Consider the following 13,659-nt stretch of genomic DNA (forward strand, 5'->3'; position numbering starts at 1 on the left):
GGGGCGGAGGCGGGCGGGGGGCGTAGCGGTGCTGCCGCCGACGGTGCTGTCCGTGCTGCTGTCGATCGTGTTCATGCAAGAGCTCCCTAGAGTGGTGTGTGACATTTTATTGAATGGCATACGGGCCGGGCAAGAGGGCCCGGCGCCCGACTCGCTCTATTCGTGGGCGAGTTCGCCGAGGGTGAGCGGGCAGGCGAGGGGGCGGCGGTCGGCCGATTCCCCGGCCGGACCGGCCGCGCCGCCTGCGAGCAGGGCGACGGCGGGGCCGCACATCCGGCCCTGGCACCAGCCCATCCCTGCGCGGGTCAGCAGCTTGACCGTACGGACGTCGCGGGCGCCGAGGTCGCCGACGGCCTCGCGGACCTGTCCTGCGGTGACTTCCTCGCACCGGCAGACGTCGGTGTCGGAGTGCAGCCAGTGCACCCAGCCGGGGCCGGGGGCGTGCGCCGCGGCCATGGCGTCGGCGAACCGGCGCAGGCGGTCGCGGCGGGCGGCGAGCTTCCTGTCGCGGTGGCCGACCTGCTCCCTGTCGTGGCGGGCGGACCGCTGCCCGTCGTGGCGGTCGGACCGCCGCCCGTCGTGGCGGTCGGCATGCTCCTCGCCACGGTTCGCGGCGATGTCGAGCGCTGCCAACTCGCCCTCGATCCCGGCCAGTTCGGCGCCTCCCACGCCGCCCGTCTCCCCTGCGGACCAGACACCGGGGACGGTGGTGCGCTGCCGGTCGTCGACGACCAGGGCGTGCGTGCCGTCCGGTGTACGGCGGGTGGCGCAGCCGATCCCGGTCGCCAGTTCCACCTGCGGGACCAGGCCGTGGCCGACGGCGAGGGCGTCGCAGGGGATGCGTACTCCGGTACCGGGCACGGGCTTCCAGTCGCGGTCCAGCCGTGCCACGGTGACGGCCTCCACCCGGTCGGCGCCGTGAACTCCCGTCACCGCACTGCGGGTGCGCACCCGGATGCCGTGCCGGAGGAGGGCTGCCGCGTGCACGGCGCCTTCGGCGAGCTTGCCGGGGTTGGCCGCCAGTGCGCCGGGGCGGCGGGCGTATCCGGCGTAACCGCTCGCCTCGACGACGACCGGCACGGTGGCGCCTGCGGCGGCGAGCGACCCGGCGACGGCCAGGAGCAGCGGACCGCTTCCGGCGACGACGATCCGGCGCCCGGGCAGCACGAGCCCGGCCTTCAGCATGGCCTGCGCTCCCCCGGCCCCCACCACACCGGGCAACGTCCAGCCCGGGAAGGGCAGTTGGCGCTCGTACGATCCGGTCGCGAGCAGCAGCCGCGCGGCGTGCACGGCGCCGCGCCCGCCGGCTCCGTCGGGCCCACGGACCACCTGCACGGCCCACGCACCCTCCTCGCCCGTGACGGCCCACACGTGGTGCTCGGCGAGGTGGTGCACCCGGCCCGCTGCGAGGTGGGCGTCCCACTGGGCGGCCCGCCGGGCGTACGCGGACCAGGAGTGGTGCAGCGCTTCGGGCCGCCGGGCCCCCAGCCCGGGGGCGGGATGCCGGTAGAACTGCCCGCCGGTCCTGGCGGCGGAGTCCACCAGAACCACCCGCAGCCCGAGCCCGGCGGCCGTGACGGCGGCGGCGAGCCCTGCGGGGCCCGCGCCGACCACGGCGAGGTCGTAGGGCCGGTCCGAGGAAGCCTCCTCGGACTCCGGCTCCGACTTCTCAGACGGCGAGGTCGGCACGTCCGTGTCCCTCCTGAGTGGTGACGGTGTCGCCCGGCCGGGCGGGCACGAGGCAAGCGCGTTGGTTGGCAACGGAGTTGACGGTCGCGAGGCAGTCGAAGCAGGATCCGATCCCGCAGAACGCCCCACGGGGCGCCCCGCCCCGACGGGTGGTCCGCCAGGAAAGGATCCCGGCGGCCCAGAGGGCTGCGGCAAGGCTCTGCCCGGGCAGGGCCGCCACCGGCCGCCCGTCGAAGCTGATCTCGAAGGGGGGCTCGGGCGTGGCCCGGGCGAGGGAGAAGGGGGTACGAGGGGTGGACACGAGGGGTCTCCTTCCTTGGGGCCGCATCTCCAGCCCCTCCGGCGTCTGAGGAGCGGGGTCCGGGGGCGGACCTCCCGCAACGGGTCCGGGCAACGCCCGGGGAACGGCGCAAGGGCGGGGAACGGTGCAAGTGTGGGGAACGGTGCAAGTGCGGGGAACGGTGCAAGTGCGGGGCGGGGGCCGGCGCCGCAGGCACACCCGCACCCGCCCCCGCACGCTCACCCCGGGCCCGCCGCTCACCGCGCCCCCGCCACAGCCCCGAACCTCTCCGGCCGGAACGCGTTCCCCTCGACCGACCTCTGCCGCGCTTCCGAGCCCGGACCCTGACCCCGTGCGTGACCGGGGCCCGGTGCGTGGCCGGAGCCCGGCACCTGGGCGGAACCCGATGCGTGCCCCTGACCTGACGCCTGGCCCTGACCCGGTGCGTACCCCTGACCCGGCGCCTGCCCCTGGCCCGGTGTGTGGCCGGGGCCGGCTCCCCGGTCTCCCCACCGCCCGGCCTCCCCGGCCGCATCCCCGGCCGCGACCCCTCGCAGCCCCAGGAGCCCTGCTGCCACCAACACCCCCGTGCCCGGCGCCAGCCCCACCCCCGCACCCTCGTGCCCGCACGCGTGCAGCAGGCCCGGAACCCGGGGGTCCGGTCCGATCGCCGGGAGGTGGTCCGGCAGGTACGGCCGGAAGCCGTGATAGGCCCGCATCACCCGCACCTCCTTCAACACCGGAAACAGCTCCCCCGCCTGCCGCGCCAGCCGCCTCAGCACCTCCACCGAGAGCGACCGGTCGAACCCCACCCGCTCCCGGCTCGCTCCGATCAGTACCGGCCCGGCGGCCGTTCCCTCCACCACGGCGGAGGTCTGGAGCGCCGCCGAGCCGCTCGCCACGTCGGCCACGTAGTCCGCCGCGTACACCTTGTGCCGTACGACGCGCGGCAGCGGCTCCGTGACCAGGACGAACCCGCGCCGGGGCAGCACCGGGAGCTCGGCACCGGCCATCGCCGCGAGCTGTCCGCCCCAGGTACCGGCGGCATTGACCACGGCGGGTGCGCGGATCTCGCCGCGCGGCGTGCGTACGCCCCGTACCGAACCGTCCGCGGCGAGCAGTACACCGGTGACTTCCTCGCCGAGCCGCAGCTCCGCCCCCGACGCCCTCAAGAGGTGGGCCGCCGCGAGGGCGGGCTGGACCTGGGCGTCCTGGGCGTAACGGACACCGCCCGCGAGCCCGGGTGCCAGGTGCGGCTCGAAGTCGGCGAGGCCGTGCCCCGGCACTTCCTCGCAGTGCACGCCCGCCTGCGTCTGCGCGGCGGCGAATGTGTGGAGCGCGGCGAGGCCCGCCTCCCCGGAGGCGACCACGAGGCCGCCCTTCGCCTCGTACTCGATCTCCTCGGGGAACTCCTCGGCGAGCTCGCGCCACAGTCTTGTGGACAGCAGCGCGAGGTCCAGTTCGGGTCCCGGCTCCTTGTCGGAGACGAGCAGGTTGCCTTCTCCGGCACCGGTCGTGCCGCCCGCGACGGGGCCGCGGTCGACAACGGCGACGGAAAGTCCGGCCCGGGCGGCATAGAAGGCGCAGGCGGCGCCGACCACTCCGGCCCCGACAACGACAACATCAAGAGGGCGTCTCGTGAACACACCAGTAATATGTCACACAACACAAAGGCTGCCAAGGGATCCTGAAACTCCCCTGCCTCAACTCCCCCTCAGAGCACAGCGATTCCATCCAGCTCCACGAGTGCCTGTTCGTCCCACAGCCGGACCGCGCCGATCACTGCCATCGCGGGGTACTCGCGGCCCGCCAACCGCCGCCAGACGCGGCCCAGTTCGGGGGCGTTCTCGCGGTAGTCGGCGACGTCCGTGGCGTACACGGTGACCCGGGCGAGGTCCCCCGGGGCTCCCCCGGCGGCTGCGAGGGCGGCCAGCAGATTGGTGAGCGCCGTCTCGAACTGCTCGACCAGCGTCCGCCCGACCACCTTGCCCGCTCCGTCTAGCGCGGTCTGCCCGGCCAGGAAGACCAGCCGGGAGCCGGTCGCCGCGACACTGACGGCGTGCGAGAAGCCGGTGGGCGGGGACAGCGCGGCGGGATTGTGCCGCTGGAGGGGATTGCCCCGCCGAGAGGCGTGGTCCTGCTGAGACGGGTTGTCCCGCTGAAGACTCATGCGTACAGCTCCTTGGCGATGATCGTGCGCTGGACCTCGGTCGCACCCTCGTAGATGCGCGGGGCGCGGACCTCCCGGTAGAGGTGTTCGAGGAGGTGGCCGCGCTGGAGTGCGCGGGCGCCGTGCAGCTGGACCGCGGAGTCCACGACGAACTGCGCGGCCTCGGTGGCGAAGAGCTTCGCCATGGCGGAACTCTTCGGCACTCCCGGCTCGTTCCTGTCGTACGCGGCTGCCGCGGCGTACACGAGCAGCCGGGCGGCTTCGGTGCGGGTGGCCATCTCGGCGACCCGGTGGGACACGGACTGGAGGTCCTTGAGCGGTCCGCCGAAGGCCGTCCGCCCTGCGGTGTGTGCGAGCGTCGCGTCGAGCGCGGCCTGCGCCATGCCGACGGCGAACGCACCGACGCTCGGCCGGAAGAGGTTCAGGGTGTCCATGGCGACCCGGAATCCCTTGTCCGGCGCGCCGACGACGTCGGCCACAGTGACCCGTACACCGTCGAAAGCCAGCGCCCCGATGGGGTGCGGGGACAGCATGTCGAGTGCGGTCCCGGTCAGCCCCGGCCGGTCGGCAGGCACGAGGAACGCGGTGATGCCGCGTGCGCCCGCGCCCGGTGTCGTACGGGCGAAGACGGTGTAGAAGTCGGCGTACGGCGCGTTGGAGATCCAGCACTTCTCGCCGTTGAGCCGCCACCCGCCCGCCCCGGAGCCCGCTCCCCCGCCGGGCTCGGGATCGGCCGCGAGCGCGAGTGCCGCCGCGTCCGAACCCGCCCCCGGCTCGCTCAGGGCGAACCCGGCGACGACCTGCCCCGCCCGCACGCCGGGCATCCAGCGGGTGCGCTGCGCGTCGGTGCCCGCGCGGGCCACCGGGGCCGCGCCGAGCCCCTGGAGCGCGAGCGCGGTCTCGGCCTCCGTGCAGCCACGGGCCAGCGATTCCCGCATCAGGCACAGGTCCAGCGCCCCCGAGGCGAACAGCCGCTCCAGCAGTCCGAGCTCCCCCAGGGCCGCGACGAGCGGGCGGTTGAGCTGCCCGGTTCCGCCCTTCTCGGCAAGGGGGCGCAGCCTCTCCTGCGCCAGCGTGCGCAGCTCCTCGCACCACGTCAGCTGTTCCGGCTCCAGCGCGAATCCGGGCATCTGCGGCCCCTCTCAGCTCGCTCACCCCGCGTGTTATCGCGGACCGTTGACTGTCGTCACCATCACGATACGCTCGGTAGCACCAGTACTGCAGACGGCCGCACTTACGCACCGCAGCACGACACAGCACCGCGACACCACGCGGAACGGCGCCACAGTGCGGCAGCATCGCACTGCAGGATCACCCACCCGTCAGATCGTCAGTCGCATCCCCGACTGCTCGCTGCAAGGGGGCCAACCCGCCATGGCCATGGAACTGCACCCCTCGGCCCACGCCGACACCTTTTCCCGCGACCACCTGCCGCCCCCCGAGCAGTGGCCCGAGCTCCTCTTCGAGCTGCCGGAACTCCACTACCCCGACCGCCTCAACTGCGGCGCAGAGCTGGTGGACCGGCCTCTTGAGGAGTTCCGCGCGGACCGGCCCGCCCTGCGCGTCCCGTCCGGCGAGAACTGGTCGTACGGCGAGCTGCGCGAGCACACCGACCAGATCGCGTTCGTCCTGAGGGACGATCTGGGTGTCGTGCCCGGCAACCGCGTCCTGTTGCGCGGCCCGACCACGCCCTGGATGGTCGCCTGCTGGCTCGCCGTGCTGAAGGCCGGCGCGGTGGTGGTGACCGTGCTGGCGCAGCAGCGGGCGTCGGAGCTGGCCACGATCTGCGAGATCGCGCAGGTGAGTCACGCCCTGTGCGACGTGCGGACGGTGGACGACCTGGTGAAGGCCGAGGTGCCGGGGCTCCGGATCATGGCGTTCGGCGGGGACGCTCCGGACGACCTGGTGCGGCGGGCGGCGATCAAGCCGACGCGGTACGACGCGGTGGACACGGCGTCGGACGACGTCGCTCTGATCGCGTTCACGTCGGGGACGACAGGGCGGCCGAAGGGCTGCATGCACTTCCACCGGGACGTGCTGGCCATCGCCGACACCTTCTCGAAGCACGTGCTCAAGCCGGAGCCCGACGACGTGTTCACGGGCAGCCCGCCGCTCGGCTTCACCTTCGGGCTCGGCGGCCTGGTGATCTTCCCGCTGCGGGCGGGAGCCTCCGCACTGCTGCTCGAACAGTCGGGCCCCCAGCAGTTGCTGCCCGCGCTCGCCGAGCACCGGGTGTCGGTGCTGTTCACGGCGCCGACGGCATACCGGCTGATGCTGGACGAGCTGGCGGCTCCCGCCGCCCGCTCAGCGGCCGGCTCGTACGATCTGAGCGCGCTGCGCCGCTGTGTGTCGGCGGGCGAGAACCTCCCCGCGGCGACCTGGGAGGCCTGGTACGAGCGCACCGGGCTGCGCATCATCAACGGGATCGGCGCCACCGAGCTGCTGCACATCTTCATCTCGGCGGCGGACGACGAGATCCGCCCGGGAGCCACGGGCCGGCCCGTTCCCGGCTGGCACGCGCGCGTGGTGGCGGCGGACGGCGCCGAAGTGCCGGACGGGGAGCCCGGGTTGCTGGCCGTCCGGGGGCCGGTGGGCTGCCGCTATCTGGCCGACGAGAGGCAGCGGGTGTACGTGCGGGACGGCTGGAACCTCACCGGCGACACCTATGTGCGCGACGCCCAGGGGTACTTCCACTACGTGGCGCGGGCGGACGACATGATCGTCTCGGCCGGGTACAACATCGCGGGCCCCGAGGTGGAGGACGCACTGCTGCGCCATCCCGACGTGCTGGAGGCGGCGGTGGTCGGCCGGGCCGACGAGCTGCGCGGCCAGGTCGTCACCGCCTGTGTGGTGGTACGGGACGGGGTGCCGCGGACCGAGCAGACGGTGGCGCTGCTGCGGGACTTCGTGAAGGCGGAGCTGGTGCCGTACAAATGCCCGCGCGAGATCGTCTTCCTGGAGTCGCTGCCGCGCACGCCCACGGGGAAGCTGCAGCGGTTCCGGCTGCGGGACGCCGGGAACGTACAGTGATCAGGTGGCTGACCTGCACACTCCCCGCTCTTTGATCATCACGCTGTACGGCGCCTACGGGCGCGGCGACGGTGAAGGCGACCGGCCGATGCCGGTGGCCGCGCTCATCCGGCTGCTCGCGGCCGTCGGCGTCGATGCACCGTCCGTACGGTCGGCGGTGTCGCGCCTCAAGAGGCGCGGGCTGCTGGTGTCCGCGCGCACCCCGGAGGGTGCGGCCGGGTACGCGCTGTCGGGCGACGCCCGGCAGCTCCTGGACGACGGCGACCGTCGCATCTACGGCCGTGCGCGGCCGCGGCCGGCGGACGGGTGGGTGCTGGCGGTGTTCTCCGTACCGGAGGCGGAACGCGCCAAGCGGCACGTGCTGCGCTCTCGGCTGGCCAGGCTCGGCTTCGGGGCGGCGGCGCCGGGCGTGTGGATCGCACCGGGCGGGCTGTACGAGGAGGCCCGGCACACCTTGGAGCGGCTCCAACTGGTGGAGTACGTCGACCTGTTCAGGGGCGATCACCTGGGCTTCGCGGCCACGGCGGACGCGGTGGCGCGCTGGTGGGACCTGCCGGGAATGGCCACGCTGCACGAGGACTTCCTGAAGCGGTACGAGCCGGTGCTGCGGGGGTGGGAGTCACGGCCGGGGGCCGACGAAGCGGCTGCCGAGAAGGCGTACCGGGACTATCTGCTGTCCCTGGATTCCTGGCGCCGGCTGCTCTACGCGGACCCCGGGCTGCCCGTCGAACTGCTGCCCGAGGACTGGCCCGGCGGGCGCTCGGCGGAGGTCTTCGCGGAGCTGCACCGCCGTCTGCGGGACGCGGGCGCCGCATTCGTACGCCCCTAGGCCGCCTCTGGGACGCCCCTGGGACGCCTCTGGGGGAACCGGGGAGCGCGCGCCGGTGCGGCCCTCTCCGTTAAGGACTTCCCAGACTGAGGCGGGGTTTGGGGCCTTCGGTGCGGCCGGTCGGGGGCCTGCGGCTGCCGGCGGCGTAGGGGGGCGGCCAGGGCGCGCCCGTACCGGAGTAGCCCTGTTCGGCGGCTGCGTGCAGGGTCCAGTGCGGGTCGTAGAGGTGGGGCCTGGCCAGGGCGCAGAGGTCGGCGCGGCCTGCGAGGAGCAGGGAGTTGACGTCGTCCCAGGAGGAGATCGCGCCGACGGCGATGACGGGGACGCCGAGGGCGTTGCGGATCCGGTCGGCGTACGGGGTCTGGTAGGAGCGGCCGAATTCGGGGGCCTCGTCGGCGACGACCTGGCCGGTGGAGACGTCGATGGCGTCGGCGCCGTGTGCGACGAAGGCGCGGGCGATCTCGACGGCCTCCTCCTCGGTGGTGCCGCCGGCGGCCCAGTCGGTGGCGGAGATGCGGACGGTCATGGGTTTGTCGTCGGGCCAGATGCCGCGGACCGCGTCGAAGACTTCGAGGGGGAAGCGGAGGCGGCGGGCGAGGGTTCCGCCGTAGGAGTCGGTCCGTCGGTTGGTGAGGGGCGAGAGGAAGCCGGAGAGCAGGTAGCCGTGGGCGCAGTGGAGTTCGAGGAGGTCGAAGCCGCAGCGGGCGGCCCGCCAGGCGGAGGCGGCGAACTGCTCGCGGATGTCGATCAGTCCGGACCGGTCGAGCTGGGCCGGGACCTGGTTGACGCCAGGGCGGTAGGGCAGCGGGGAGGCGGCGGTGAGGGGCCAGTTGGCGTCGGCGTCTTCGAGCGGCTGGTCGATGCCCTCCCACATCAGCCTGGTGGAGCCCTTGCGGCCGGAGTGGCCGAGCTGGACGCCGATGGCGGTGCCCGGGGCCTGCCGGTGCACGAAGTTGGTGATCCGCCGCCAGGCGGTGGCGTGTTCCGGGGTGTAGAGGCCGGTGCAGCCTGGGGTGATGCGGCCCTCGGGGCTGACACACACCATCTCGGTCATGACGAGCCCTGCGCCGCCCAGGGCGCGGGCGCCGAGGTGCACGAGGTGGAAGTCGCCGGGGACGCCGTTCTCGGCGGAGTACATGTCCATGGGTGAGACGACGACGCGGTTGCGCAGTTCGAGGCCGCGCAGCCGGAAGGGGGTGAACATCGGGGGCGTGCCGGAGGGGCAGCCGAAATCGTGCTCGACGGATGCGGTGAAGGCGCTGTCGCGCAGCCGGAGGTTGTCGTGGGTGACGCGGCGGCTGCGGGTGAGCAGGTTGAAGGCGAACTGGTGCGGCGGCTGGTCGAGGTAGCCGGCCAGGTCCTCGAACCAGCGCAGGCTGGCGAGGGCCGCGCGCTGCGTGGACTCCACGACGGGCCTGCGTTCGGCCTCGTACGCGGCGAGGGCGGCCGGCAGGTCGGGCTGTTCCTCGATGCAGGCGGCCAGTGCGAGGGCGTCCTCGACGGCGAGTTTGGTGCCGGAGCCGATGGAGAAGTGGGCGGTGTGGGCGGCGTCGCCGAGCAGCACGGTGTTGCCGTGCGACCAGCGTGCGTTGACGACGGTGCGGAAGGCGATCCAGGAGGAGTTGTTGCCCTTGAGGGGGCGTCCGCCGAGCGCGTCGGCGAAGATCTTCGCGCAGCGTTCGGTGGACTCCGCCTCGTCGCAGGCGTCGAGCCCGGCGGCCCGCCAGACCTCTTCGCGCATTTCGACGATGACGGTCGAGGAGCCCTTCGCATAGGGGTAGCCGTGGAGTTGCATGACGCCGTGAGCGGTCTCGGCGATCTCGAAGCGGAAGGCGTCGAAGGCGAAGTCGGCGGCGAGCCAGATGTAGCGGCAGCGGTGGGAGGTGACGCGGGGTGCGAAGACGTCGGCGTGGGCCTGCCGGGTGAGGCTGTGCACTCCGTCGGCGGCTATCACCAGGTCGTACGCGGCGGAGAGTGCGGCGGCGGGCGGGGCCTCGGTGCGGACGCGCAGGTCGACGCCGAGGGCGCGGCAGCGGGCGTGCAGGATCTCCAGGAGCCTGCGGCGGCCGAGGGCGGCGAAGCCGTGTCCGCCGGAGGTGAGGCGGTGGCCCCGGTGGACGATGTCGATGTCGTCCCAGCGGACGAATTCGGCGGTCAGCGCACGGTAGACCTCGGGGTCGGCGTGCTCGATGCCGCCGAGGGTCTCGTCGGAGAGGACGACGCCGAAGCCGAAGGTGTCCTCGGGGGCTCCGCGCTCCCAGACGGTGACCTCACGGTCCGGTCCGAGCCGCTTGAGCAGGGCCGCGGCGTACAGCCCACCGGGTCCGCCGCCGATGACGGCGATCCGCAACGGCGTACCGGAGGGGGAAGTGCCGGACGTGCCCGGCGTCGGGTCCATGGCTACCGCCCCTGCCACTTCGGCGGGCGCTTCTCGGTGAAGGCGGCGTGGAACTCCGCGTAGTCCTCGCCGTTCATCAGCAGCGCCTGTGTGGCGGCGTCCATTTCGACGGCGGCGGCCAGCGGCATGTCGAGTTCGGCGGTCAGCAGGGCCTTGGTCCGGGCGTACGCGAGAGCCGGTCCTTCGGCGAGGCGGCGGGCCAGCGCGGCGGCCCGGGTGTCGGCCTCGCCCTCCTCGGTCAGCTCGCTGATCAGGCCGATCCGTTCGGCCTCCGGGGCGCGGACCTGTTCGCCCAGCATCAGCAGCCGGGTGGCGTGGCCGAGCCCGACGACCCTGGGCAGCAGGTACGCCGCGCCCATGTCGCCGCCGGACAGCCCGACCCGGGTGAAGAGGAACGCGAACCGGGCCGTCGGGTCCGCGATCCGGAAGTCCGCCGCGAGCGCGAGCACGGCCCCCGCCCCCGCCGCCACCCCGTGCACGGCCGCGATCACCGGGAACGGGCACTCGCGCAGCGCCCGTACGACCTGCCCGGTCATCCGGTTGAAGTCCAGGAGCTGTGCGGTGTCCATGCCGAGGGTGGCGCCGATGATCTCGTCTACGTCCCCGCCCGAGCAGAACCCGCGCCCCTCACCGGCCAGCACCAGGACGCGCACGGAGCGCTCCCTGGCCAGCTCGGCGAGGAGGTCGCGCAGGTCGGCGTAGGCCCCGAAGGTGAGCGCGTTGAGCTTCTCCGGACGGGCCAGGGTCACGGTCGCCACCCCGTCGTCCAGGGTCAGCCGCACGTGGTGCCACTTCTCGGTGCGCGGGGCGGAACTGAGGAACGGGCTCATGGGACGCGGCCTCCCGGTGCCGATGCCAGTCCTTCGAAGTTATCACCGGTCCGTGACTTCCGTCACGAGTGCGCGATATCCGGGTGCGCAAGACGTCTTGGGTCCTGTCCTTCGGTGACACAGGTCCCTTGCGCTTCCGGCGGGCGGCCCTGGGGGAACAGCCTTCCGCTCCGTACCGTTGAGGTGAGGACATCTGCTCCCCGATCGGATCCGACCTTGCTCCCTGCCTCCGGCCCCACCTCATGGCGCATCGAACTGCCGCACTCGTCGTCCGCGGTGCCGCTGGCACGCGCCCTGATCCGTACGGCCCTGGCGGATCTGGACACTCCGGCGGCGGACAGCGACACGGCCGAGCTGCTGACCGCGGAGCTCGTCGCGAACGCGGTCGAGCACACCAGCGGCTCCTCCCCCATCGAGCTGGTGGTGGAGCTGCTGCCGACGGGCTGCCAGGTCGAGGTGCACGACGGCGACCCCGGGCCGCCCGGCAATCTGGAGTCCTCGGCGGCCGACCAGTGCCCCGACCCCTGGCAGGAGCACGGCCGCGGGCTGCTGCTGATCCGTACGCTCAGTTCGGACTGCGGGCACCGGCGGACGGACTCCGGCAAGGCGGTCTGGTTCACGCTCCCGGCGTCGCGCTGACCTCCGGGTCCCCGGCCGGGGAGGCCCCCAGCCGCGAGTGCCGACGCCCGTAGAGCGCGTACACCAGGGCGCCCACGGCCAGGAAGATGCCGAACTGGAGCCAGGTCCGCCAGCCGGTTCCGTAGATCAGGTACAGGCAGAAGAGCACGCCCAGCACCGGCAGTACGGGGAACAGCGGCACCCGGAAGGACCGCTGGAGGTCCGGGTCGCGGCGGCGCAGCGCGATCACCGCGACGTTCACGACGGCCATGACGGCGAGGGTGCCGATGGTCGTCAGATTCATGACGACGTCGAGCGGTACGACGGCTGCCGGGACCGCGAAGACGGCGGCGACGATCCAGGTGTTGGCCACCGGCGTCGAGGTCTTCGGCGAGACCCGCTCGAAGACGCGAGGGACGAGGCCGTCGCGGGACATCGACATCAGGATGCGGGTCTGGCCGTACATCACCGCGAGCACGACGGACGCGATGGCGACGACCGCGCCGAAGGCGATGATGCCGCCGCCGAGCGAGGAGTCCGTGACCTGGTTGACGATCAGGGACAGCGCGGCGGGCTGGGAAGCGACGTCGTCGGCGGACATGGCGCCGATCGCGGCGATCGCGACCAGGCAGTAGAGCAGCGTGACCACTCCGATGCAGATCATGATCGCGACGGGGATGTTCTTGCGCGGGTTCTTGACCTCTTCACCGGCCGTGGTGATCGCGTCGAAGCCGATGTACGAGAAGAACGCGAGCGAGGCGCCGGACGTGACGCCCATGAGTCCGTGCGAGGCGAACGGCGACAGATTGTCGGAGTGGAACGCGGTGAAGGCGATCGCACAGAACAGGATCAGCACGGCGATCTTCACGACGGCCATCACCGCGGTGGCGCGGGCGCTCTCCCGGATGCCCCGCACCAGCAGCAGCGCGGCCAGCGCGATCACGACGACCGCGGGGATGTTGACGATGCCGCCGTCACCGGGCGGACTGGAGAGCGCGGCGGGCAGCTGCCATCCGAACAGGCTGTCGAGGAGTTCGTTGAGGTACTGCCCCCAGCCGACGGCGACCGCCGAGACCGAGATGCCGTACTCCAGGAGCAGGCACCAGCCGACGAGGAAGGCGATGCGCTCGCCGAGGGTGGCGTACGCGAAGGAGTACGAGCTGCCGGAGACCGGGATCGCACCGCCCAGCTCCGCGAAGGAGAACGCGGTGAAGATGCAGGTGATCGCGGCGAGCACGAACGACACGACGACCGCGGGGCCGGCCTCGGCGACGCTGTCGGAGAGGCCGACGAAGATGCCGGTGCCGACGATGGCGCCGACGCCGAAGCACACCAGCTGGAAGAGCCCCATGGTGCGCTTCAGGCCATGACCCTCCAGGTCAGCGCCGGATTCGGCGACGAGCAGGGCGGGGGACTTGATGCGTTGCATGGGGGGTGGTTCTCATCTCTGGTGCATGCGTGAACAAGCAGATGGGGCCCGGGCACTGGGCCCGAACCCCATCAAGCACCGCAATGGTAACCACCGCACTGCATATTCACCCAATTGGGCGCATTGCTATTCGGCGCCCGCCGGGGTGGCCAGCGTCGCGACCAGGACCGCCTTGATCGTGTGCAGCCGATTCTCGGCCTCGTCGAAGACGACGGAGTGCGCCGACTCGAAGACCTCGTCGGTGACTTCGAGCGAGGAGAGACCGTACTGCTCGTGGATCTCGCGGCCGACCTTGGTGCCCAGGTCGTGGAAGGCGGGCAGGCAGTGCAGGAACTTCACGTCCGGGTTGCCGGTGGCGCGCAGCACGTCCATGGTCACCGCGTACG

At 72.7% G+C, this 13,659-nt stretch carries 10 protein-coding genes and 2 pseudogenes; 3 read left to right on the forward strand and 9 right to left on the reverse strand.

What is annotated here, in order from left to right:
* Nucleotides 1–156: 156 nt before the first annotated feature.
* From ACWGIG_RS17410 to ACWGIG_RS17430, 5 genes and pseudogenes are all read right to left on the reverse strand, one after another.
* Entirely contained in the window at nucleotides 157–1,689 is a 1,533-nt protein-coding gene (locus ACWGIG_RS17410; RefSeq protein ID WP_453322472.1) for an FAD/NAD(P)-dependent oxidoreductase, read from the reverse strand.
* Nucleotides 1,670–1,990 (reverse strand): (2Fe-2S)-binding protein, encoded by a 321-nt coding sequence (locus ACWGIG_RS17415; protein ID WP_453322473.1) that lies wholly within the window; start codon nucleotides 1,988–1,990, stop codon nucleotides 1,670–1,672. The genes ACWGIG_RS17410 and ACWGIG_RS17415 overlap by 20 nt, the downstream gene beginning before the upstream one ends.
* A 536-nt stretch (nucleotides 1,991–2,526) precedes the next feature.
* A pseudogene (locus ACWGIG_RS17420) lies at nucleotides 2,527–3,615 on the reverse strand (NAD(P)/FAD-dependent oxidoreductase); the annotation flags it as partial.
* A 68-nt stretch (nucleotides 3,616–3,683) separates the two neighbouring features.
* Complete coding sequence (locus ACWGIG_RS17425) at nucleotides 3,684–4,139, reverse strand: RidA family protein (RefSeq protein WP_453322474.1); 456 nt, start codon at nucleotides 4,137–4,139, stop codon at nucleotides 3,684–3,686.
* The gene (locus ACWGIG_RS17430; protein WP_453322475.1) at nucleotides 4,136–5,269 is read right to left on the reverse strand and encodes an acyl-CoA dehydrogenase family protein; all 1,134 of its coding nucleotides are present in this window, start codon (nucleotides 5,267–5,269) and stop codon (nucleotides 4,136–4,138) included. The genes ACWGIG_RS17425 and ACWGIG_RS17430 overlap by 4 nt, the downstream gene beginning before the upstream one ends.
* A 250-nt stretch (nucleotides 5,270–5,519) precedes the next feature.
* Between ACWGIG_RS17430 and ACWGIG_RS17435 the strand changes: the two genes are divergently transcribed.
* Both ACWGIG_RS17435 and ACWGIG_RS17440 read left to right on the forward strand, forming a co-directional pair.
* Nucleotides 5,520–7,169 carry an AMP-binding protein gene (locus tag ACWGIG_RS17435; protein WP_453322483.1) on the forward strand — a complete coding sequence of 550 codons (1,650 nt, stop codon included), beginning with the start codon at nucleotides 5,520–5,522 and terminating at the stop codon, nucleotides 7,167–7,169.
* Nucleotides 7,170–7,173: 4 nt separating this feature from the next.
* A complete protein-coding gene (locus ACWGIG_RS17440) occupies nucleotides 7,174–7,998 on the forward strand; it encodes a PaaX family transcriptional regulator (RefSeq protein WP_453322476.1) in 825 nt (274 codons plus the stop codon).
* Nucleotides 7,999–8,068: 70 nt separating this feature from the next.
* Here ACWGIG_RS17440 and ACWGIG_RS17445 read toward each other — a convergent pair whose 3' ends face one another.
* Together ACWGIG_RS17445 and ACWGIG_RS17450 are read right to left on the reverse strand one after the other, a co-directional pair.
* On the reverse strand, nucleotides 8,069–10,396 hold the full coding sequence (locus ACWGIG_RS17445; protein ID WP_453322477.1) for a bifunctional salicylyl-CoA 5-hydroxylase/oxidoreductase: 2,328 nt from the start codon (nucleotides 10,394–10,396) through the stop codon (nucleotides 8,069–8,071).
* Nucleotides 10,397–10,398: 2 nt separating this feature from the next.
* Nucleotides 10,399–11,226, reverse strand: coding sequence for an enoyl-CoA hydratase family protein (locus ACWGIG_RS17450; RefSeq protein WP_453322478.1), 828 nt, complete (start codon nucleotides 11,224–11,226; stop codon nucleotides 10,399–10,401).
* A 216-nt stretch (nucleotides 11,227–11,442) separates the two neighbouring features.
* Here ACWGIG_RS17450 and ACWGIG_RS17455 point away from each other — a divergent pair, with 216 nt between their 5' ends.
* Nucleotides 11,443–11,865 carry an ATP-binding protein gene (locus ACWGIG_RS17455; protein WP_453322479.1) on the forward strand — a complete coding sequence of 141 codons (423 nt, stop codon included), beginning with the start codon at nucleotides 11,443–11,445 and terminating at the stop codon, nucleotides 11,863–11,865.
* Here ACWGIG_RS17455 and ACWGIG_RS17460 read toward each other — a convergent pair.
* Nucleotides 11,843–13,273: an amino acid permease gene (locus ACWGIG_RS17460; RefSeq protein WP_453322480.1), complete on the reverse strand. Its 1,431-nt coding sequence runs from the start codon at nucleotides 13,271–13,273 to the stop codon at nucleotides 11,843–11,845. The genes ACWGIG_RS17455 and ACWGIG_RS17460 overlap by 23 nt on opposite strands.
* A 126-nt stretch (nucleotides 13,274–13,399) precedes the next feature.
* Nucleotides 13,400–13,659: pseudogene (locus tag ACWGIG_RS17465) on the reverse strand (ornithine carbamoyltransferase); the annotation flags it as partial.

The organism is Streptomyces sp. NPDC054863, assembly GCF_053610825.1.